At 73.1% G+C, this 20,113-nt stretch carries 20 protein-coding genes; 5 read left to right on the plus strand and 15 right to left on the minus strand.

Features of this window, described 5'->3' with window-relative positions; genetic code table 11:
- Positions 1-57 precede the first annotated feature (57 nt).
- The 10 genes from VFC33_12260 to VFC33_12305 form a co-directional block, all read right to left on the minus strand.
- On the minus strand, positions 58-687 hold the full coding sequence (locus VFC33_12260) for a C40 family peptidase (protein HZR14009.1): 630 nt from the start codon (positions 685-687) through the stop codon (positions 58-60).
- Positions 684-1,271, minus strand: a complete 588-nt coding sequence (gene fliJ / locus VFC33_12265; protein ID HZR14010.1) for a flagellar export protein FliJ — start codon at positions 1,269-1,271, stop codon at positions 684-686. Before fliJ ends, VFC33_12260 begins: the two co-directional genes overlap by 4 nt.
- A gap of 84 nt (positions 1,272-1,355) precedes the next feature.
- Positions 1,356-2,675 (minus strand): FliI/YscN family ATPase, encoded by a 1,320-nt coding sequence (locus VFC33_12270; protein HZR14011.1) that lies wholly within the window; start codon positions 2,673-2,675, stop codon positions 1,356-1,358.
- Positions 2,672-3,334 (minus strand): FliH/SctL family protein, encoded by a 663-nt coding sequence (locus VFC33_12275; protein HZR14012.1) that lies wholly within the window; start codon positions 3,332-3,334, stop codon positions 2,672-2,674. Before VFC33_12275 ends, VFC33_12270 begins: the two co-directional genes overlap by 4 nt.
- Complete coding sequence (gene fliG, locus VFC33_12280; GenBank protein HZR14013.1) at positions 3,334-4,341, minus strand: flagellar motor switch protein FliG; 1,008 nt, start codon at positions 4,339-4,341, stop codon at positions 3,334-3,336. Before fliG ends, VFC33_12275 begins: the two co-directional genes overlap by 1 nt.
- A gap of 4 nt (positions 4,342-4,345) precedes the next feature.
- Positions 4,346-6,034: a flagellar basal-body MS-ring/collar protein FliF gene (gene fliF, locus VFC33_12285; protein HZR14014.1), complete on the minus strand. Its 1,689-nt coding sequence runs from the start codon at positions 6,032-6,034 to the stop codon at positions 4,346-4,348.
- Entirely contained in the window at positions 6,034-6,375 is a 342-nt protein-coding gene (locus tag VFC33_12290) for a flagellar hook-basal body complex protein FliE (GenBank protein HZR14015.1), read from the minus strand. The genes fliF and VFC33_12290 overlap by 1 nt, the downstream gene beginning before the upstream one ends.
- A 6-nt stretch (positions 6,376-6,381) precedes the next feature.
- Complete coding sequence (locus VFC33_12295) at positions 6,382-6,792, minus strand: flagellar basal body rod C-terminal domain-containing protein (GenBank protein HZR14016.1); 411 nt, start codon at positions 6,790-6,792, stop codon at positions 6,382-6,384.
- Between the two features lie 3 nt (positions 6,793-6,795).
- Positions 6,796-7,137 carry a flagellar basal body protein gene (locus tag VFC33_12300; GenBank protein ID HZR14017.1) on the minus strand — a complete coding sequence of 114 codons (342 nt, stop codon included), beginning with the start codon at positions 7,135-7,137 and terminating at the stop codon, positions 6,796-6,798.
- A gap of 383 nt (positions 7,138-7,520) precedes the next feature.
- Positions 7,521-7,760, minus strand: a complete 240-nt coding sequence (locus VFC33_12305; protein HZR14018.1) for a hypothetical protein — start codon at positions 7,758-7,760, stop codon at positions 7,521-7,523.
- A gap of 263 nt (positions 7,761-8,023) precedes the next feature.
- On the opposite strand from VFC33_12305, the gene VFC33_12310 reads away from it, so the two are divergent.
- From VFC33_12310 to VFC33_12330, 5 genes are read left to right on the plus strand one after another with little or no spacing between them, the layout of a single operon-like run.
- Positions 8,024-9,229, plus strand: a complete 1,206-nt coding sequence (locus VFC33_12310) for a hypothetical protein (protein HZR14019.1) — start codon at positions 8,024-8,026, stop codon at positions 9,227-9,229.
- A 16-nt stretch (positions 9,230-9,245) separates the two neighbouring features.
- The gene (locus VFC33_12315) at positions 9,246-9,935 is read left to right on the plus strand and encodes a hypothetical protein (protein HZR14020.1); all 690 of its coding nucleotides are present in this window, start codon (positions 9,246-9,248) and stop codon (positions 9,933-9,935) included.
- Positions 9,932-10,939 (plus strand): N-acetylneuraminate synthase family protein, encoded by a 1,008-nt coding sequence (locus VFC33_12320; protein ID HZR14021.1) that lies wholly within the window; start codon positions 9,932-9,934, stop codon positions 10,937-10,939. The genes VFC33_12315 and VFC33_12320 overlap by 4 nt, the downstream gene beginning before the upstream one ends.
- A complete protein-coding gene (locus tag VFC33_12325; protein ID HZR14022.1) occupies positions 10,936-13,083 on the plus strand; it encodes a DegT/DnrJ/EryC1/StrS family aminotransferase in 2,148 nt (715 codons plus the stop codon). The genes VFC33_12320 and VFC33_12325 overlap by 4 nt, the downstream gene beginning before the upstream one ends.
- Positions 13,077-13,757, plus strand: a complete 681-nt coding sequence (locus tag VFC33_12330; GenBank protein HZR14023.1) for a class I SAM-dependent methyltransferase — start codon at positions 13,077-13,079, stop codon at positions 13,755-13,757. The genes VFC33_12325 and VFC33_12330 overlap by 7 nt, the downstream gene beginning before the upstream one ends.
- Here the strand turns inward: VFC33_12330 and VFC33_12335 are convergent.
- From VFC33_12335 to VFC33_12355, 5 genes are read right to left on the minus strand one after another with little or no spacing between them, the layout of a single operon-like run.
- Positions 13,744-14,910, minus strand: coding sequence for an aminotransferase class I/II-fold pyridoxal phosphate-dependent enzyme (locus VFC33_12335; protein ID HZR14024.1), 1,167 nt, complete (start codon positions 14,908-14,910; stop codon positions 13,744-13,746). The two genes, VFC33_12330 and VFC33_12335, sit on opposite strands and share 14 nt — an antisense overlap.
- Entirely contained in the window at positions 14,907-15,971 is a 1,065-nt protein-coding gene (locus VFC33_12340; protein ID HZR14025.1) for an SDR family NAD(P)-dependent oxidoreductase, read from the minus strand. Before VFC33_12340 ends, VFC33_12335 begins: the two co-directional genes overlap by 4 nt.
- A complete protein-coding gene (locus tag VFC33_12345) occupies positions 15,968-17,023 on the minus strand; it encodes a nucleotidyltransferase family protein (protein ID HZR14026.1) in 1,056 nt (351 codons plus the stop codon). Before VFC33_12345 ends, VFC33_12340 begins: the two co-directional genes overlap by 4 nt.
- The gene (neuC, locus tag VFC33_12350) at positions 17,020-18,315 is read right to left on the minus strand and encodes a UDP-N-acetylglucosamine 2-epimerase (GenBank protein HZR14027.1); all 1,296 of its coding nucleotides are present in this window, start codon (positions 18,313-18,315) and stop codon (positions 17,020-17,022) included. Before neuC ends, VFC33_12345 begins: the two co-directional genes overlap by 4 nt.
- Positions 18,312-20,102, minus strand: a complete 1,791-nt coding sequence (locus VFC33_12355; GenBank protein HZR14028.1) for a tetratricopeptide repeat protein — start codon at positions 20,100-20,102, stop codon at positions 18,312-18,314. The genes neuC and VFC33_12355 overlap by 4 nt, the downstream gene beginning before the upstream one ends.
- Between the last annotated feature and the right edge of the window lie 11 nt (positions 20,103-20,113).

The following is a 20,113-nucleotide window of genomic DNA, read 5'->3' on the forward strand; positions in this document are numbered from 1 at the left end:
CGCGGCTGACGCGCGTCGTGGGTGTCGTCGGCGCGTCCGCCGTCGTGATCCTCATCGTCATCCTCCGATCGCGGACCCGGCCGACGGCAGGATGCGGCGGATCGCGGTGATGTTCTGCGGGAGCGGCGCGAGCTTCACGACGTCGCCCGTGTGCGGCGCGACGACGTACATGCCGTTGCCCGCGTAGATGCCGACGTGACCGTTGACGCGCATGCCCTTGTCGCCGACCGAGAACACGAGGTCGCCCGGTTGCAGGTCGGCGCGGTCGACCGGTTGGCCGACCTTGACCTGGTCGTAGGTGACGCGGGGCAGGTCGATGCCCATGCGGCGGTACGCGACCTGCACGAGGCCGGAGCAGTCGAGGCCCTTGGACGGGTCGTTGCTGCCGTACACGTACGGCGTGCCGAGGTACTGCTCCGCGATCTGGACGACCTGCTGCCCGGGAGTCGTCGCGCCGCTCGCGCCCGTCGCGGTGGTCGCCTGCCCTCCTTGCACGCCCGCGAGCACGCTCGCGAAGTCCGAGCCCGATCCGGCCGTCGACGTGGTCGACGTCGTCGAGGTCGCCGGTACGCCCGCGACGGTCGCCTGCAGGCTCTCGATCGAGCTCTGGATCTGCGCGATGCGCGCCTGCGCGGCGGCGAGACCGCTCGCCGCGCTCGTCGCGCTCGTCGCGTCCACCGCGGTCATGATGTTTCCGCTCCTGGCGCCTTCGGCGCCGGGTGATCCCCGTGGTCGCGCTCGCTGCTCGCGCGGGATACCCGGCTCGCGGACGCTCGCCGCTCGCGGGGCCACGCTTCCGCTCGCCTCTCGGCTCGCTCGCTCCCGCTCCGGTCGTCGTCCGTCGCGCGCGTCGTGCGGAACCGGCTGACGACGAGGTCGTCGACCTCCTGGTCCGCGGCACGCTGCGTCTCGAGCGCGTGCTCGGCGCGGTCGCGCTCGTCGAGACGCTCGAGGCCTTCCACACGTTGCGCGGTCACGTGCCACGCGAGCCGCTTCTCCTCGGCGGCGTGCTCGGCGACTTCGCGCGCGGCGCGCGCCATCGAGATCGACGACGCGATCGACGCGAGACGCGCCTGGTTGGCGAGGAACGCGGGTGTCGACGCGACCTTGGCCGGCTTCGGCAGCTCCTCGAGGTGCGCGATCCGCTGCGCGAGGTGGACCTGCGCGGCCGCGACGGCCTGGTTCGCCCCGAGCAGCTCCGCGCGGGCGCGCTCCTCCTGGATGCGGCGCACGCGCAGGACTGAGTCCAGCCGGAACCGGTACCGCTTCATGTTGTGGTTGGGCTCCCGTCTTCGGGTCGATTCCGCTTCGGCCTCCCGGGCATCCGCCCAGGCCTCCGCTTCATCTCCCTGTCTCTACTGCGCAGGCGTCGGCGTCGCGACGATCGCCTGCAGCGCGGCCCATCCCGCGTCTGCCGTGGCGATCTCGCCGAGGTCCTGTCGGAGGAAGCCGTCCATGGCGTCTCGGAGTTGCACCGCCCGGTCCACGAGCGGGTTCGTTCCCGGCACGTACGCGCCGATCTCGATGAGGTCACGCGCGTCGCGGTACGCGGCCAGCAGGCGACGGAACTCCGTCGCCGCGGCGCGCTGCTCGCGCGTGGTGATCGCGGGTGCGACCCGTGAGATGGACTCGAGCACCTCGATGCTCGGGAAGTGGCCCGCCGTCGCGAGCCGCCGCGACAGCACGACGTGCCCGTCGAGGATCGAGCGGGCCGCGTCGCCGATCGGCTCGTTCATGTCGTCGCCCTCGACGAGCACGGTGTACAGGCCGGTGATCGAGCCGCGCTCGCCTGCACCGGCGCGCTCGAGCAGCTTCGGCAACAACGAGAACACGGACGGCGGGTAGCCGCGGGTTGCGGGCGGCTCGCCGGCCGACAGGCCGACCTCGCGCTGCGCCATCGCGAAGCGCGTGAGGCTGTCCATCATCAACACGACGTCCGCGCCCTCGTCCCGGAACCATTCCGCGATGCGGGTCGCGGTGAACGCGGCGCGCAGGCGCACGAGCGCGGGCTCGTCCGACGTCGCGACGACGACGACCGACCGGGCCAGGCCCTCGTCGCCGAGGTCGCTCTCGATGAAGTCGCGGACCTCACGCCCGCGCTCGCCGATGAGGCCGATGACCGAGACCTGTGCCTCCGTGCCGCGGGCGATCATCGACAGCACGCTCGACTTGCCGACGCCCGAGCCGGCGAAGATGCCGAGGCGTTGCCCACGCCCGCACGGGATCAGCGTGTCGAGCGCGCGCACCCCGAGCGGGAGCTGCCGGTCGACGTGGCTGCGTCGCAGCGGGTGGGGCGGCTCGCCGTCGACGGTCACGCGCGTGACGTCGCGCAGCGCGCCGAGGTCGTCGATCGGCCGGCCGAGCCCGTCGAGGACGCGTCCGAGGAGACCGGCACCGACGGGAACGGTCATGGGACGGTCCGCGGCCGCGACGGTCGCGCCGGTGCGCACACCGCGCAGGTCGCCGAGCGGCATGCAGACGAGGCCGCGGTCGCGCAGCGCGACCACCTCCGCGGGCAGCGGGCCGTGCGGCGTGTCGATCGTGACCGCGTCGCCGATCGCGCTCTCGAGTCCCTCCACCTCGAGCTGCAGGCCGACGACCGACGTGACGCGGCCCGTCACACGCGGGCGCGCGACGCGCGCGGCCTCTTCGAGTCGCGTCAGGAGCGCGTTCACCTGGCGTCTCCCACACCGAGCGCGACGCGCACGCGGTCGACGGCGTCGGCGAGGATCGCGTCGACACGGCACGACCCGGCCTCGACGCGCGCGTCACCGGGTGCGAGCGACGGATCGGGGACCAACGTCACGTCCCGCCCGGGCGCGAGCTGGGCGGCGTCGCCGATCGTCTCGACGTCCTGCGGGCTGAGATGGATGCGCACAGGAAGTCGCTCGGGCGCGAGGGCCAGAGCGCGCGCGACCGCGTCGTGACCGGGGTTCGCGGCCAACGCGAGCTCGCGGCCCAGCAGCGCCTGCAGCAGCGCGAACGCGGCCGACGCAAGCGCGTCCTCGACGTCCGCGAACGCGCGGCCCTGCTCGGCGTCGAAGCGCGTCGCGGCGAGCTCCAGCGCCTGCAACGCCGGCCGGAGCCGCGCGGCCCGCTCGGCCTGCGCCTGCTGTGCCTCGAACGCGGCCGCCTGCATCCCCTCGCTGTGGCCTGCCGCGTAGCCGGCGTCGAAGCCCTCGCGGAACCCGGCCTCGCGCGCGTCGCTCACGAGCGCGTCGTCCACGAGCACGCCCGCGGTCGACTGGGACGGCAGCACGGCCGTCTCGAACGCCTGGACCGGCTGCGAGTACGCCTTGAGCACGGCGCTGCGCCTCACCTCGGGCCGCCCCATCAGTTCACGAACTCCTCGTTGGAGCGCGTGACGACGATCTGGCCGGCCTCTTCGAGCGCACGGATGACGCGCACGACCGCGCCCTGCGCCTCCTCGACCGTCTTCAGCCGCATCGGCCCGAGCAGCTCGATCTCCTCGTCGAGGTTCGCCGAGGCGCGCTCGGACATGTTCGACATGATCTTCTGGCGCACGTTCGGCGCGACACCCTTGAGCGCGACCGCGAGCTCCTTCGAGTCGACCTGCCGGAGCACGAGCTGGATCGAGCGGTCGTCGAGGCTGACGATGTCCTCGAAGACGAACATCCGCCCGCGCACCTCGTCCGCGAGCTCCGGGTTGTCGCGCTCGAGGCCCTCGAAGATGAGGCGCTCGGTCGCGCGGTCGGAGCGGTTGAGGATGTCGACGAGCGCCTGCACGCCGCCCACGACCGACATGTCCTGCTGCTGCACGAGCGACGACAGCTTCGGCTCGAGGATCGCCTCGATCTGCGCGATCACCTCCGGTGACGTGCGGTCCATTGTCGCCAGCCGGCGCGCGACGTCGCGCTGCAGCTCCTCCGGCAGCGCGCTCAGGACCATCGCCCCGGCGTCCGCGTTCAGGTGCGCGAGCACGAGCGCGATCGTCTGCGGGTGCTCGTCCTGCAGGTAGCTCAGCACCTGGCGGGGATCGGCACGGCGGAGGAACTCGAACGGCGCCTTCACGATCGTCGCGCCGAGGCTCTCGAGGATCTCCCGCGCCTTGTCCTCGCCGAGCGTCTCCTCGAGCAGCTCGCGGGCGCGGTCGAACCCGCCCTGCGCGACGTGTGCACGCGCGGTGCGCAGCTCGTTGAACTCGCTCATCACCGCGTCGACCGACTCCGCCTTCACGGTGTCGAGGCGCGCGACCTCCGCCATGATCTGCGACACCTCCTGCTCGCGCAGGAGCCGCAGCACCTTGGCCGACCGCTCCGTACCGACCTGCATCAGCAGGACCGCAGCCTTCTGCGGCCCCGTGAGACCCCGCTGCGCCACCTCGTCAGCTCCTGCGGTCCGCGAGCCAGCTGCGCAGGGTGGCGGCGGCTTCCTCGGGCTGGCGGTCGATCAGGGCGACGATCTCGTGCTCGAGCTGGTCCATCTCGGTCGGCTCCGGCAGGCTCGCCGGCTCCAGCGAGGCCGGCCCGTCGTGGTCCTCGAGCGCCTGCAGCTGCGCGAGCTGCTGGCTCTGCAGGAGGCGTGCCATGTCGGCCGCGGGGAGCGCGGCTCCCGTCCCCGCCTCGAGCGCACGCAGGTCGAGCGGCACGCGGATCGGCTCACGGGCCGCGGCCTTCTTCATCGCGCGCCAGGCGAGGAACAGCACCACGCCGACGAGCAGCAGCGCGACGAGCGCCTTGATCATGTCGAACAGCGCGTTCTGCTTCTTCTGCTGCTCGCTCGACGACAGCGCCTTCGCGGCGTCCTTGGACGCGGTCTGGTCGAAGCTCATGCGCGTCACGTTGATCGTGTCGCCGCGCGTCGGGTCGAGGCCGACCGCGGCCTGCACCGAGCTCTGCACGTTCGGCACGTCCGACGGCTGCACCTTGTTGCCGTCCACGATGACCGCCACCGAGAGGCGGTTGATCTTGCCGGGCGCGCTGCGGACCTCGGCGTGGACCTTGCCGACGCCGTTGGTCGTGTCCGACGTGTTCTTCGAGTAGTTCGTGTTGCCGCCCGCGGCGGCCGGAGTGCCGTTGGGGCCGAGCACGCCGGTCGAGCTGCTCGACGGGCCCGTGAACGTCTCGGTCGACTGGTTCTGCGTGAGCGCGGGTGCCGTCGTCGGCGTCGTGGCCCCCGCGACCGTCGTCGGCGTCGTGCCCACGACCTGGTCCGCGATGTCGTTGCCATACGCGTCCGCGGTCGTCGCCTTCTCGTCGAAGTTGAGGTCGGCCGCGACACGCACGATCGCGTGGCCGGGACCGTAGATCTGGTCGAGCATCTGCTGGACCGACTCCGTGACCCGCGACTCGTACGACGCGGTGTCGCCTGCGTGCGCGTCGCCGGCCGCTGACCCCGCGATGCCCGGCGCGGACAGCACGGTGCCCTTCGTGTCCGCGACCGTGACGTCGTTCGGCGACAGGCCCTGCACGCTCGACGCGACGAGGTTGACGATCGCCTGCACGGACCCCGAGTCGAGCGGCTGGTTCGGCTTCGTCTTCACGAGCACCGACGCGCTCGGCTTCTGCGAGTCCTGCGCGAACACGTCGTTCTGCGCGATGACGAGGTGGACGTTCGCCGCCTCGACCGAGTCGAGCGCCTCGATCGTCTTCGTGAGCTCGCCCTCGAGCGCGCGCTGGTAGTCGACGTTCTGCTTGAACTCGGAGGTGGTGAGGCCCTCCTTGTCGAGCAGCGCGTACCCGTCGCTGTTGCTCGCCGGCAGACCCTGCGCGCTCATGTCGAGACGCTCCTGGTACACCTGCGACTGCGGCACGAGGATCGTGTTGCCGCCGTTCGCGAGCTGGTACTTGATGCCCTTCGACTGCAGCTTCGTCGTGATGTCCGACGCGTCCTTCGAGTCCAGGTTGCTGAACAGCGGCGCGTACTGCGTCTTGGGCGCGTGCGACAGGAACAGCATCCCCACGACGACGAGGCCGATCGCGCCGAGACCGGTCACGACCTTCTGGCCCGTCGTGAAACCGCCGAGGAACCGCTGGATCTGGCTCTTCGTGCGGTCGAGGTCGAGCTTGGGCATCAGACCTGCATCCCCATGATCGAGTTGAAGGACTGCACGGCGCTGTCACGCACCGCGGTCGTGAGCTGGGTCTGCAGCTGCGCCTGCTGCGACGCGATCAGGTAGTCCGTCATGTCGGTGAGGTTGCCGGTGGCGGCCTGCGTCGACAGCTGGTCCGCGTTCGCCTGGGTGCTCTGCAACTGGTCGAGCGCGTTCGCGATCGCGGTGCCGAAGTCGCCCGTCGCGCCCTGCGCCGCGCCGGCGGCGCCGGTGGCATCCGTCGGCGTCGCGGCGGTCGGCTGGAGCCCGAGCGTCGCGAGCGGGCCGAGTGAACCGAGTGATCCCACGGCAGGGACGGCCATGTCGCGCTACTTCCCGAGCTCGAGCGCGGCCTGGTACGACTCCTGCGCACGCGAGATCGTCGCCAGGTTCGCCTGGTAGCCGCGCTCGGCCACCATCATCTGGACCATCTGGTCGCCGAGGTCGATGTCGGGCATGCGGACGTTGCCCTGCGCGTCGGCGAGCGGGTTGCTCGGGTCGTTCACGACGCGACCCGTCGGGCTGCCGAACGTCACCCCCGCGACCGCGGCACCGTGACCGATCCCCGAACCGTCCGTGCTCGGCACGGACTCGGCGACGACCATGCGCTCCTGGAACGCGGGCTGGTTCATCGGCCGCGCGGTGTCGAGGTTGGCGATGTTGTCGGACACCGCGTCGAGCCACGTGCGATACACGTGCAGGCTCGAGCCCGACGTGTTCATCGCGTCGAACATGGACATCGGCTAGCCCTTCCCGATCGACATGCGGAGGATGTTGAACTTCGCGGTCATCGCCTCGACCATGAGCTGGTACTGCATGCCCGTCTGCATCATCGAGACGGTCTCGTCGTCGAGGCTCACGTTGTTGCCCTGGAGGTTCGTGGGCGCGTTCGAGCGCGTGATCGTCGGTTGCACGGTGCCCGGGTCGCCGCCGTTCTGGATCGCGTCGCGCAGCGAGTCCTCGAACGAGACCTGCTCGGCGAGGAAGCCCGGCGTCTCGGTGTTGGCGACGTTGTCGGAGATCGCCCGCTGGCGCGCGGCGAGGCCGTGGAGCGCGCCCTGGATGGCCTCCATCGCGAGGTCCATCACGCGCCTTCACCTCCCCGCGGGGTACCGGTGATCAGGCGCGCACGCGAGACGCAGCCGAGGCGGGGCCGGAGGCCGGGACGCCGGAGCGGAGCCGACCCGGGAGATGTCGCGATGCTTCGAGCGTCGTCGCAGTTGTGCGGTCGAGTGGACGACAACGCGAACCTCCGCGTTCGCTGCCGGCACCCATCCATGGCGTCGAGGCGAGCTTCTCCGTGCTCGACGCATCCCATCGGCGGGTCGGCCGCGCGCCTGAGGAGATCGGGCGCGATGCCGCGGATCCGCCGCGTGTCACGCGCGCGGGCGCGGAGCTTTCATTGAGAGAATTCCGTTGCTCCGCGGTACTCACGTTTCAATGAAACGTGAGGAGCACGTCGAAGAGCTCAGTTCGCGGACGGGTCGAGCAGGCCGCGCAGCACGCTCGTCGCGGTGTCGCGCTCGAGCAGGCCGGCGGGCGGGAGATCCCGCAGCGCGTTCGTGACCCGCTCGCCGTGCACCTCGCCTGCGGGACCGAACAGGTCGAGCAGCGCGTCGACGACGACGCCCCGGTCGATGAGCTGCGACGTCGGCAGCGCGTCGATCACCTCGCGGACGTGGTCGGTGAAGGTCGTCGTCTCGCTCATGACTCCTGTCTCGGCACGGTCGGCCCTCGCTGGAGGGGATTCGGGCGTGAACGTGGGGTCGAACGTTCGCGCTCCGGCGGCGATTCCGGAAGGGTCGTCCGGATCATTCCGTTCGCCTGATTTGCCCGGGTGCCCGGTGGCACACCGCACCCGGGCCGCGCCCGAGCGCCCGGATGGGTCTTGAGCGGGCCCACCGGCGTGCCGATGAGCAGACCGGGGAGGCGTGGCGACGGGCCCGCCCGGTACGTGAAGGCACGAGGGCGATGGCAGACATCGAAGTGGTCCCGACGGGGTGCGAGTCGTTCGACCGCGGCCGTGCCCTCCTCGCCGACGGCCGCGACGACGAGGCGCTCGACGCCTTCGACCTCGCCGTCCTCGAGGCCGGCGACGACGCGATCCGGGCCGCGGCAGCGGCCGCGCTCGCGCGCCTGCTCCTCGGGCAGGGGCGCCACCGCGAGGCGCGCACCTGGGCACAGGCCGCGCGGCGCGACCCCGCGCATCGCGACCTCGCGGACGTGCTCGAAGCCGCCGCGCTCGTCCAGGCCGGCGACTGCTCCGCGGCGCTCGCGCTGCTCGCCCCGATCGGCTCGGCCGGTGACGGCTTCACCGAGATCCCGGCCTCGCTCGTGCGTCTCGTGCGTGGTCACGCCTGCTACGTGCTCGGCCGGTTCGACGAGGCCACGACCGAGGTGCTCGGCGCGTTCGCGGACGACGCGATGGTCCCCGACGTGTGGGCCGCGTTCGCGGCGATCTGCGCGGAGACCGACTTCGACCCGCGACCGGTCGTCGCGATGGTCGAGCGCGCCGACTACACGCGGGTTGCCGCCTGGCTCGACCGCGCGCCCGCGGACGGCGTCGACCGGATCGTCGAGGCGATGTGGGAGCGCCACCCCGGTGACGGCGCGCTGCTGGCCTTCGCGAGCGCGTTCGCCCCGTACCTCGAGCTGTCGCGCGCGCTCGAGTGGTCCGCCCGCATCCGAGAGGCGGGCGCCGCGGACCACTGCCCGCTGATCCGGCTCGCCGGCGCGCGCGACGCGCATCCCACCGAGCGCGTCCGCGCCGCGATCGTCGCAGCCGAGACGTTCGGCGACGAGCGCGCTGCGGCGTTCATGGCGGACGCCGCGCCCGCGGTCCCCGAGGAGGAGCTGGGCGACCTGCTGCACGAGGTCCTGGTGGTCGCGCCGGACCACGCGTCGCAGTTCGTCGTCGACGCCGCATCGACGACGCGACGCTGTCTCGTCCTCGCGGTCGCGATCCACGACGAGGGCGCCGTCGAGGAGTCGCTCGCGCTGCTCGTGCGCGGGCTGGCGGACATCGACGACGACACGGCCCGCGTCGCGGAGGAGGTCGGCGAGGTACTGCCGCCCGACGTCGCGGAGGCGTTCGCGCGCGAAGCCGAGGCGCGTGATGCCGGCGACGTCGCAGTGTTCATCCGTCGTGCGGTGATGGTCCACCGCGCGCGCCACTAGCACCGGGCGTCACGCGATGGCGGCCCCTCTCGATCCAGACCGGATCTTCTGCGTCGTCCCCGCGCGCTCCGGGTCGACGCGCGTGCGCGACAAGAACCTCGCGCTCGTCGGCGGGTCGTCGCTGCTCGAGCGCGCGGTGCGCGTCGCGCGCGCGGCGGTGGGACGCGTCTACGTGTCGACCGACAGCGAGCGCTACGCCGAGATCGCGCGCCGGGCGGGCGCGGACGTCCCCGCGCTGCGGCCCGCGGCACTCGCGTCGTCCGACGTGCCGATGGACCCCGTCGTGGCCCACGCGCTGGGTGCGTGGGGCGGCCGGTCGAGCGAGCTCGTGCTCGTCGTGCAGCCCACCGCGCCGTTCACCACGGTCGACGACCTCGTCGCCGTCGTCGACGCGTACGACGACGCCCCGGGGGCGGCGAGCGCGGTGACCGCGGTCACCGTGCCCCCGACGACCGCGTTCACGCTGGTCAGCGGCCCGGACGGTACCGGGGTCCCGCTCGTCCCGTCGCTGTTCGATCGCCGCACCCAGGACGTCCCGCCGCTCGCGAACGCGACGGGCGCGGCGTTCGTCGCGCCGGCCGCGCGCGTCGCCGCCGGTGGCCCGCTCGTCGAGCCGCCCATCGCGCTCGCGTTCGTCGACCCGACTCGCGCGATCGACGTGGACGACGAGGACGACCTCGCCCGCGCGCAGGAGCTCGCGTCGTGACGCTCGGGACGAACACGGCGTCGCCCTGGTTGATGGCCGAGATCGGCGTCAACCACGACGGTGACATCGAGCGCGCGCGGGACATGGTCCGTGAGGCGGCCGCGGCCGGGTTCGACGCGGTGAAGTTCCAGTACTGGATCGTCGACGAGCTCCTTGCACCGCGCGCGCCGAACGCGGCGTACCAGGGCGACGGCGATCAACACGACCTGCTCGCGCGCCTGCGCCTCGAGGTGGACCAGCTCGCGGAGCTCCGCGACGTCGCGCGCGACGCGGGCATCGCGTTCGTGTGCACGCCAGACGGCGAGCGCGCCTGCGCGGACGTGCTCACGCTCGACCCGCCCGTGCTGAAGATCGGCTCGGGCGACGCGGACAACCCGTGGCTGCTGCACGCGGCCGCCCAGTCGGGTCGCCCGCTCCTCGTGTCGACCGGGATGATGACGGATGCCGAGGTGAAGGAGGTCGGTCGTCACCTCGCGTCCTGCCGGGACGTCGTCTTCCTCCACTGCGTGTCCGCGTACCCGACCCCGCTACGTGAGGCGAACCTCGCACGCATGGCCCGGCTGCGCGAGCTGACTGGTCGTCCCGTCGGGTTCTCAGACCACACGCTCGGCGTCGCGGCGACGGCCGCCGCGGTCGCGCTCGGGGCCGGCGTCGTGGAGAAGCACGTCACGTGGGACGTCGACGCGCCGGGCCCGGATCACGCGGCGTCGCTCGCGTTGCGCGACGCCCCCGAATGGGTCGCCACCGTCCGGGCGGTCGCGGCCGCGGTGCACGACCCGGTCGCGTCGGCCGCGGAGGCCGCCAATCGCGACGTCGTGCGCAAGGGCCTGTACCCCAAGCGGTCCCTCGACGCGGGATACCGGCTGCGACGCGAGGACCTCGAGCCCCTGCGCCCGCTCGACGGTGGCGTCCCCGCGCTCGCGGTCGATCGCCTGGTGGGATGGCAGCTGCGCGTCGCGGTCGGGCCCGAGCGTCCGCTGCACTGGGACGATCTCGCACCATGACGTCGACGGGCGAAGAGGTTTCGCGACGCGCGGCGCACGCGATCGGCGGCGAGATGGCGATCGAGCCGCTCGACCTCGCGCTCCCCGCGCGACCAGCCGACCGCTGGCTCGACGCGCTCCCGGTCGCGCCGCCCCGCCCGCGCGCGCTCGTCGGGTCGGGACGCGAGGCGTTGCGCCTCGTCCTCGGGGACGCGAAGCGGCGCGGTCGTGACCGCGTCGTCGTCCCCGCGTACGTGTGCGACGCCGTCGTCGCGCCCGCACGCGCGCTCGGCTTCGAGATCGTCACCGTCGGCGTCGACGCCCGTGTCGCGCCGCGCGCGGACGCGCTCGTCGCGGCGGTCGGTGGCCGCCCGGAGCGCACGACCGTCGTGACCGTCGCGCCGTTCGGCTTCCCGTACCCCGTCGACGTGCTCGACGCCGTCACCGAGCTCGGCGTGCGGGGCGTCGACGTGGTCGAGGACCGGACGCATGCGCTCTTCGGGCGCTTCGCGATGCACGCGACGCGCGGTGTCGCGAGCCTCCGGAAGTGGTGCGCGATCGGCGACGGCGGTGTCGCGTACGGACCCGGTGTGACCGGGATCGCGACGCCGCCCGACGAAGCGTTCGCGCGGGTGCGTCACGACGCCCTTGTGGCGAAGCATGCGTGGTCGCGTGGTGCGGGGCCCGAGGACGCGTTCCTCGACGCTTTGCGCGCCGCAGAGGCGCACCTGGACGCCGGCGACGATGTGCACGCGATGAGCGCGCCCGCGCGCCACCTCCTCGGGCGCGTGGACGTCGCCGCGCTCGTCGCCGCTCGCCGGCGGAACTACCTCGCGCTGCTCGAGGCACTGGACGGGACGTCCGGTCTCGAGCCGCTGTTCCCGGAGCTGCCCGACGGTGTCTGCCCGCTCGGGTTCCCCGTCCTCGTCGACGCGCGTGACGCGCTGCGGGCGCGTCTCGCCGCGGCCCGCGTCTTCTGCCCGGTTCACTGGCCGCTGCCCACCGATGCCGATCCCGGCGCGTCCGCGCTGGCCGCGCGCGAGCTCACGATCCCGTGCGACCAGCGCTACGACCCCGACGACATGGCGCGCGTCGCGCGGCTCGTCGTCGACGCGACGACACGGCCCCGCACGCGGACGTCGCGTGCGACCGCGGCCCGCGTCGTCGAGGTCGACGACGACCGTTGGGACGCGGAGGTGCGCGCGGTCACGGGCGACGGGAACGCCCCCGTTGACCCGACGTGCGGCCGCGGCATGCTGCGCGCGACCGCCGGGTCACGCGGCGGGCGCCCGGTGCTGCTCGTCGCCGAGGGCGACGGCTGGCGCGCCGCGTACCCACTGCTGCTCACCGGCGCGGATGAAGGCGCCGTGCTGGCCCGGACGCCCGAGTACGGCGGGCCGATCATCGCGGCAGAGGACCCGGACGCGGTCGTGGACACCGTGCGATCCGCGATCGACGCGACCCTGCACGAGCTCGGCGTCGCGAGCGAGGTCGCGCTCCTCGGGCCGTGGCTGCCGCACCGGGACACCGTCACGCGTGCGTGGTCCGCACGCCCCGAGAAGGTCATCTGCGTCTCGGAGCTCGCCGACATCGACGCGCGTCGCGGTGCGCTCAGTCGCAACATGCGCCGCGACCTCGCGCAGGCGCGCCGCGTGCTCACCGAGTGCTGGTCGCCGCTCGACCGCTCGAACGCGACGCGCTTCGCGCGGCGCTACGCCGAGCACATGGACCGGCTGGGCGCGGCCGACCGTTGGCGGCTCGACGAGGCGTACTTCCGCGCGCTCGCGGAGGATCGTGCCGTCGACGCGTGGCTCGGCGAAGCGGTCGGGGACGACGGCGCGGACGGCGCCGCCGTTCTCGTCGTCGTCAGCGGTCCGGTGGCGAGCTACGTCTACGGGACCCGGTGGGGTCGCGCGGGTGCCGCCACGACGCTGGCGATCTGGCGCGCGCACGAGGAGCTCGCGGCGCGTGGTGTCCGCGAGCTGCTGCTCGGCGGCGGCGTGACGACCGCCGACGACGACTCGCTGCTGCGGTTCAAGCGCCGGTTCGCGCCCCGCGAGGAGCAGCTCCTCATCGCGGCGCGCGCCTTCGACCGCCGCGCTCACGACCGGGCCGTCGCGCGCGGCACGGCACGGCCTCTGCCCACCGGAGCGGTCGAGTGCTGACCGCTCGCACGGCGACGCCGTGGGACGACGTCTTCAGCACCCGCGCGTGGGGACGGTGGCCGGCCGAGGAGGTCGTGCGTGCCGTTGCGCGGTTGTCGCGCGGTCAGCGGATGCGTGTGCTCGAGATCGGGTCGGGTGCCGGCGCGCAGCTGTGGTACCTGGAGCACGAGGGCCACGACGCGTTCGGCGTGGACCTGTCGCGCGAAGGAGCGCAGCGCGCATGCGACCGGTTGCGCGACGAAGGGATGCCGGCTCGGCTCGCGGTCGGCGACGCGCTCGCGCTGCCGCTGCCGAGCGCCGTGTTCGACCTCGTCCTCGACGTCGAGGCGATCGCCTACGTACCCGAGGACCGGACGGGATCCGCGTGGCGTGAGGTCGCCCGTGTGCTGCGCCCGGGCGGCTCGTTCCTGTCGATCGCGTTCACGCCGCGGACGTACGCGTGGCACGCGGCACGCCGGGTCGGTGAGCGCAGCGTCGACGACATCGTGGACGGCCCGCTCGCGGGGACGCCGTGCACGGCGCTCGTCGACGAGGGACTCGTGCGCGTCCTCGCGAGCGACGCCGGTCTCGGTGTCGTCGACGTGCAGCGCCGCGGCCGCAGCACCGGTCCGGAGCAGTACTGGATCGACGAGCTGGTCGTGCTCTGCGAGCGTGCGGGAGTCAGCTCACCCTGAGAGCGGGGGTCGAGTGACTCCAGAGCGCGTGGCGTACGACGTCGATCACGCGCTCCTGCTGCTCGTCGCCGAGGCTGGCGGACGAGGGGAGGTTCAGCACCCGCTCGCCGAGCTCCACGGCGACGTTCCCGCCGAGGACCGGCGCGTCGCGGTACGGCGCCTGTGTGCGCAGCGGCGGCCACACCGGGCGTGACTCGATGCCCGCGCCGTCCAGGGCGAGCCGGACGCGCTCGCGCGTCACCTCGTCCTCCAACACGATGCTCGACAACCACCCTGAGCGCCGCGCCCACGCGCAGTCGGGCGCGGCCTTGATGCCGTCGACGTCCGCGAACGCGGCGTCGTAGCGATCGGCGATCGCGCGCCGCCGGGCAAGGAACGCGTCGAGCTGCTCGAGCTGCGCGACGCCGAGCGCGGCCGCGAGGTTGCTCATCCGGTAGTTGAACCCGATCTCGTCGTGGACGTACCCGACGCCGGGCTCCTTCGCCTGCGTGGCGAGGTGCCGGACGCGCGCCGCGAGCGTGGCGTCGTGCGTCACGACCATGCCGCCACCGCCCGTCGTCATGATCTTGTTGCCGTTGAACGAGTAACAGCCGACGGTGCCGACCGTGCCGACCTCGCGCCCGTCGAGCGCGGGCCCGGCCCCGGCGGTCCAGGTCGCGCCCAGCGCCTCGGCCGCGTCCTCGACGACGGGGACGCCGTGACGCGCCGCGGCTTCCAGGACGGGCCCGAGGTGGGCCGGATGACCGAGCAGGTGGACGGCCACGATCGCGGCCGGCATCGCGACTCCGCGGCGGGCGCGCCGGGTGAGCTCGCCCACGACGACGTCGGGCGCGAGGTTCCACGACTCACGTTCGCTGTCCACGAGCGTGACCCGCGCCCCGCAGTACCGGGCCGGGTTCGCCGACGCGACGAACGTGAGGTCCGACACCCAGACCTCGTCGCCGGGCCCGATCCCGAGCGCGTGCAGCGCGAGGTGGATCGCGGCCGTGCCGCTCGCGCACGCGACGGCAAAGGGCGCGCCGACGCGCGCTGCGACCTCGTCCTCGAAGCGCGCGACGTACGGCCCATTGGCGACGAAGGTGCTCGCGAGCGCGTCGCGCACGTAGGCGTCGGCGTTCCCGCCGAGCAGCGGCTCCGACAACGGGCAGCTCATGTCTGGTACCGGTCCGGGTCGATCGCGCCCGGCCGCGCCGCGAGCCACGCCGCGGTGCGCGCCAGCCCCTCGTCGAGCGAGACGGACGGCTTCCACCCGAGGAGCTCGCGCGCGCGGCGCGGGTCGCTCAGGAGGACCATCACCTCGCTGCGCTCGGGACGGAGGCGCTGCTCGTCCTCGACCACCGTCACGTCGACGTCGAGGGCCTTCGCGGCCCGCTCGACCAGCTCGCCGATCGAGACCGTCGTCCCGGTGCCGAGCTGCACGACGGTGCCCGGCTCGAGCGCGGCGGTCGCGGCGCGGACGAACCCGTCGACGGTGTCGGTGACGTACGTGAAGTCGCGTCGTGGTGCGGTGCTGCCGAGCCGGATCTCGGTACGGCCCGCGAGCAGCTGGCTCAGCACGGTCGTGATCACCGCGCGCGCCGACTGACGCGGACCGAACGTGTTGAACGGCCGGAGCACGACGACGGGTGTCCCGAACGAGCACGCCCACGCCTCGCACAGCTTGTCGGCTGCGATCTTGCTCGCGCTGTACGGCGACTGGCCCCGCAGCGGGTGGTCCTCGGTGATGGGCACGACGTCCGGCGTGCCGTACACCTCGCTCGTCGACGTGTGCACAAGCCGCGTCGCGCCGGTTCGCTTGACGGCCTCGAGCACGTTCAGCGTGCCGGTGACGTTGGTGTCGACGTACGAGCGCGGCGCGTCGTAGCTGTACGGGATCGCGATGAGCGCGGCGAGGTGGAGGACGATCTCGCAGCCGTCGACCGCGGCCTCGACGCTGCCGGCGTCGCGCACGTCGCCGAGACGGAGATCCGCCGCCGCGCGCACGTCGGGCAGCTCGTCGAGCCACCCGTACGAGCCGTTCGAGTTGTAGCAGCACAACGCGCGCACGTCCGCGCCGTCGGCGACGAGCCGCTCGACGACGTGACTGCCGATGAACCCGTCCGCTCCCGTCACGAGCACACGACGCCCGCGCAGCGCGCTCGCCGGGTTCTGTGAAGCCGAACGGCCGCTCTTGCGCCGTTGGGCTTCACAGAACGGACTCGGGTGGTCGGTCACGATGCCTCCCCACGCGCGCGGCGCAGCTCGTCGTGACGGCCGACGTCGATCCAGTCACCGTCCAGCAGGTGCCCGCCGACCGGAAGGCCCTCGCGCATCGCGCACGCGAGGAGCTCGGTGACCGGGAACTCGCAGCCCGGTGGGATGCGCTCCAGCAGCGACGGCTGCAGCGCGTAGACGCCCGCGTTCACGGACCAGATGCGCGTCGGCTTCTCCTCCAGGCGCACGAGGTGCCCGTGTCGGACGTCTGCGACCCCGAAGGGGATCTCGTGCGCGTACTCGCGCAGGCCGACGGTCGCGACGTTGCCGCCCTGCGCGTGTGCCGCGAGCAGCCGGCCGACGTCGAACTGGGTGACGAGGTCGCCGTTCATGACGACGACGGGGTGCGCGTCGTCACGCGCGTCGTCGGGCAGCAGCGCCAGCGCACCGCCGGTGCCGAGCGGGACGTCGGGGTCCTCGCGCAGGTACTCGATGCGGCAGCCGAGGTGGGCGCCGTCGCGGAAGTGCTCCTCGATGACGTCGGCCATGTAGTTGACGGCCAGGTAGACGCGGGTGATGCCCGATCCGACGAGGTGCAGCACGATCCGCTCGAGGATCGGCCGGCCCGCGACGGGGAGCATCGGCTTCGGCAGCCGCGCGGTCAGCGGGCGGAGCCGCGCGCCCTTGCCCCCGGCCATCACCACGGCCGGGTTGGGTCGCAGCTCGGGCCCGATGAGGTCGCGCAGGAGGTGGAGGCCGCGCAGCCGTCCCGCGTCGTCGAGGACCGGCACCTGGCTGATGAAGCGGGCCTGCATGAGCTCGAGGACGTCGGCACGCGCCGCGCCCTCGTCCACGTACACGAAGGCGCGCTGGGCGAACGGCGCGATCGGCGCGTCCAGTGCGTGACCGGCGAGGAGCGCGCGGCGCACGTCGCCGTCGGTCGCGATCGCGACGAGCCGCTCGTCGAGTCCGACGAGGAGCGCGATCTCCGCGGCGCCGGCGTCGATCGCGGCCATCGTCTCGCCGATCGTCGCCTCCGGCCCGATGCACATCCGTGCCAGCCGCTCGTTCACGATGTTCCCGCTCTCTGCGCCTTCGGCGCCGGGTACTCACCGTGGTCGCGCTCGCTGCTCGCACGGGATACCCGGCTCGCTGACGCTCGCCGCTCCCCGGGCCACGCTTCCGCTCGCCTCCCGGCTCGCTCGCTCGAGGAACTGCCCCCCGCGTCGACGAACTTCTTGTGGAGCAGCCCGTCGAGGTCGAGCCCGAGCAGCACGTCGACGACGCGCGACGCCGCCTTCCCGTCGCCGTAGGGGTTCGGCAGCCCGCGGAGCGACGCACGGAACGACGGGTCGAGCGCGCGCGCCGTCGCGGCCCGCACCGCGGCCCCGTGGCCGGCGACGTCGACCACGTTGGGGCCGCGCACGCGTCCGCGCTGGCGGTCACCGACGTTGACGACGGGGAGCGCAAACGACATCGCCTCGACGATCCCGCTCGACGAGTTGCCGAGCATGACGTCGGCGGCCGCGAGCGCGGTCGGGTAGAGCTTGCCGAGCGACTCGACGACGACCACGTTCTCGCGCGTGCGCGCCCACTCGCGGAGGCGAGTGATGATCCGCGCGGCGCCCGGGTCCGCGCCGGGGTAGGTCGCGACGACCGTCTCGAACGCCTCGCACGCGCCCAGCAGCGCGTCGAGCTCGGCGTCGAGCCGCTCCGGGTGCAGCGTCGGCGGGTGGTACGTCAACAGCGCGAACGGGTGGCGCAGGTCGATGCCCAACCGGCATGCAAGCGCGCCGGCCGGCGGATGCGCGTCGTGCAGCAGCCGGTCGATCGTCGGCTCTCCGGTGACGTGCACGCGCCACGCCTCCTCGCCGAGCCGCCGCACGCGGGCCGCGTACTCCTCGCACGCGCAGCAGTGCACGTGCGCGAGCTTCGTGACCGCGTGGCGCACCGAGTCGTCGATCGCGCCCTCCGTCACCTCGCCGCCGTGGAGGTGGACGAGCGGGACGCGGTGCAGCGTCGCCGCCGTCGCGACGCCGAGCAGCTCCGTCCGGTCGCCGAGCACGACGAGCAGGTCGGGACCGTGCTCCACGAGCGCGCGCGAGACGGTCTCGGCCGTGCGCGCGACGACGGCGACGTTCGCGTCGGCCGTGTCGTCCTCACCGACCCCGGTCTCGAGCGCGTGGACGACGTCGGCGCCGAGGTCGATCTCGCGGAGCGTGCGTCCGTAGCGATCCGAGAGGTGCGCGCCGGCCGCGAGCACGACCAGCTCGACGCGCGGCTCCGCGTGCAGCGCGCGCAAGACGGGCGACAGCGGCCACAGGTCGGCACGCGTCGCGGTGAAGACCGCGATGCGACGGGTCATGCTGCCCGCGCTCCCGTCGTGAACGCGCGCAGCTCGCGCGCGACGGCGTCGATGACGCTCTCCCAGGACTCGTCGGCCCGCCGCCGGAACAACCGGTTGGACGGCATCCACGGGTACCGGTCGGCTGCGCCGAGCGCGGTCGAGTTGTGCTCGATCGACAGCTGCCACGTCTCGATCCCGAGCGCGCCGCACATGTGCGCGACGGACGTCGCGGGGCCGATCGCGAGGTCGAGCGCGCTCGTCAGCGCGGCGACGTCGTCGAGATCGACCATCAGGTCGATGTCGGGCCAGCGGTGGATCGTGACGCCGAAGCGCTCCTCGGCCTCCACGACCTCGGCCTCGCAGTCGTCGTACTGCAGGAGCACCCAGTGGACGTCCGGCGTCGCGAACAGCGGACCCCACTGGTGGAGCTTCGTGTAGTACCAGGCGCGGTCGCCGTGCCGGTTCCGGCTCCGCCACGACATGCCGACCTTCGGACCGTCGCCCAGCGCGTCGAGACGCGCCCGCCACCGCGCGACGGCCGCGGGATCGGGCGTGAGGTACGCGCCGCGGTCGCGGGGGAACGCGTCGAGCGTCGGTCGCAGCAGGCGCGGCAGGCTGTAGAAGGGGATCTGGACGTCGTAGTCCGGGGGGTCGACCTGCTCGATCCCGTCCGCCATCGAGAGCGTCTCCTCGCGCACGATCGCGGTCGGGAACGTCCGCTGGAACAACGGGATCAGCCGGATGCTGCACTCGATGATGACGCGTCCGGCTCGCGCGACGACCTCCTCGAACATCGACGCGCACAGCAGCTCGTCGCCGATGCCCTGCTCGCGCCAGAGCAGGATCGTCTTGTCGGAGATGTCCTCGCCGTTCCAGCGCGGCGCGGGCAGCTTGCGGTTGGGGCGGCGTTGGCCCGACGCGAGGCCGTACTCGAACTCGTCCCACGCGTCCGGCAGGCGACCGGCCATGAGCAGCGCGGCCGCGTAGTTGAAGTGCACCTGCGGGTCGTCCGGTGCGCGGCGCAGCGCCTCGCGGTACATCGCGATCGCCTCGTCGAAGGAGCCGCGGTCGGCGAGCGTGAGCGCGACGTTCCCGAGCGCGCGCGGGTCGTCCCACAGCTCGGTCGCGCGTGTGAAGCACTCGACCGATTCGTCGAACCGTCCCAGCAGGCGGAGCGCGAGCCCACGCGCGGTCCACGCGACGTGTTGCGCCGGGTCGAGCTCCGTGACGCGCGCCAGCGCCAGCTCCGCGGGACGGGTGCGGCCCTGCTCCTGGAGCGCGAGGCCGAGGCCGAGCAGCGCGTGCACGTCGTCCGGATCGCGGACGAGCAGCTGCCGGTAGGCCGCAACCGACGTGTCGAGCAGGTCGACGCGCGCGAGCTCGCTCGCACCGCGCGTGCGCTGCATGTCGGCGAGCGTGCGGAGCGCGGCCGTGTACGTCGGATCGAGCTCGAGCGCGCGCTCGAACTCGGCCGCGGCATCGTCGAAGTCGCCCCGCTCCCCGAGCGCGATCCCCAGGTTGTGGTGGTACTCGGCGACGTCGCCGTCGAGCGCGATCGCGCGCTCCATGTGCGCGACGGCCGCATCGAGGTCGCGCCGGCTGCCGAGCACGACGCCGAGCAGGTTCAGTGACGGAGCGTGGTCGGGGCACGTGCGCAGCACGCGGCGACTCTCGTGCTCCGCGCCGTCGAGGTCACCGCGGCGCAACGCGGCGACCGCGCGTTCGTGCCCCGTGACGGCGTCGACACGCGGTGCGGGCCGCGTCGACGTCCTCCGCCGCTGCCGCGTTCGCTGCTTCTTCCCCACGTGCCCCCTCA

It is taken from the genome of Acidimicrobiia bacterium (assembly GCA_035651955.1).
In the GTDB taxonomy this organism is placed as follows: Bacteria; Actinomycetota; Acidimicrobiia; order IMCC26256; family JAMXLJ01; genus JAMXLJ01.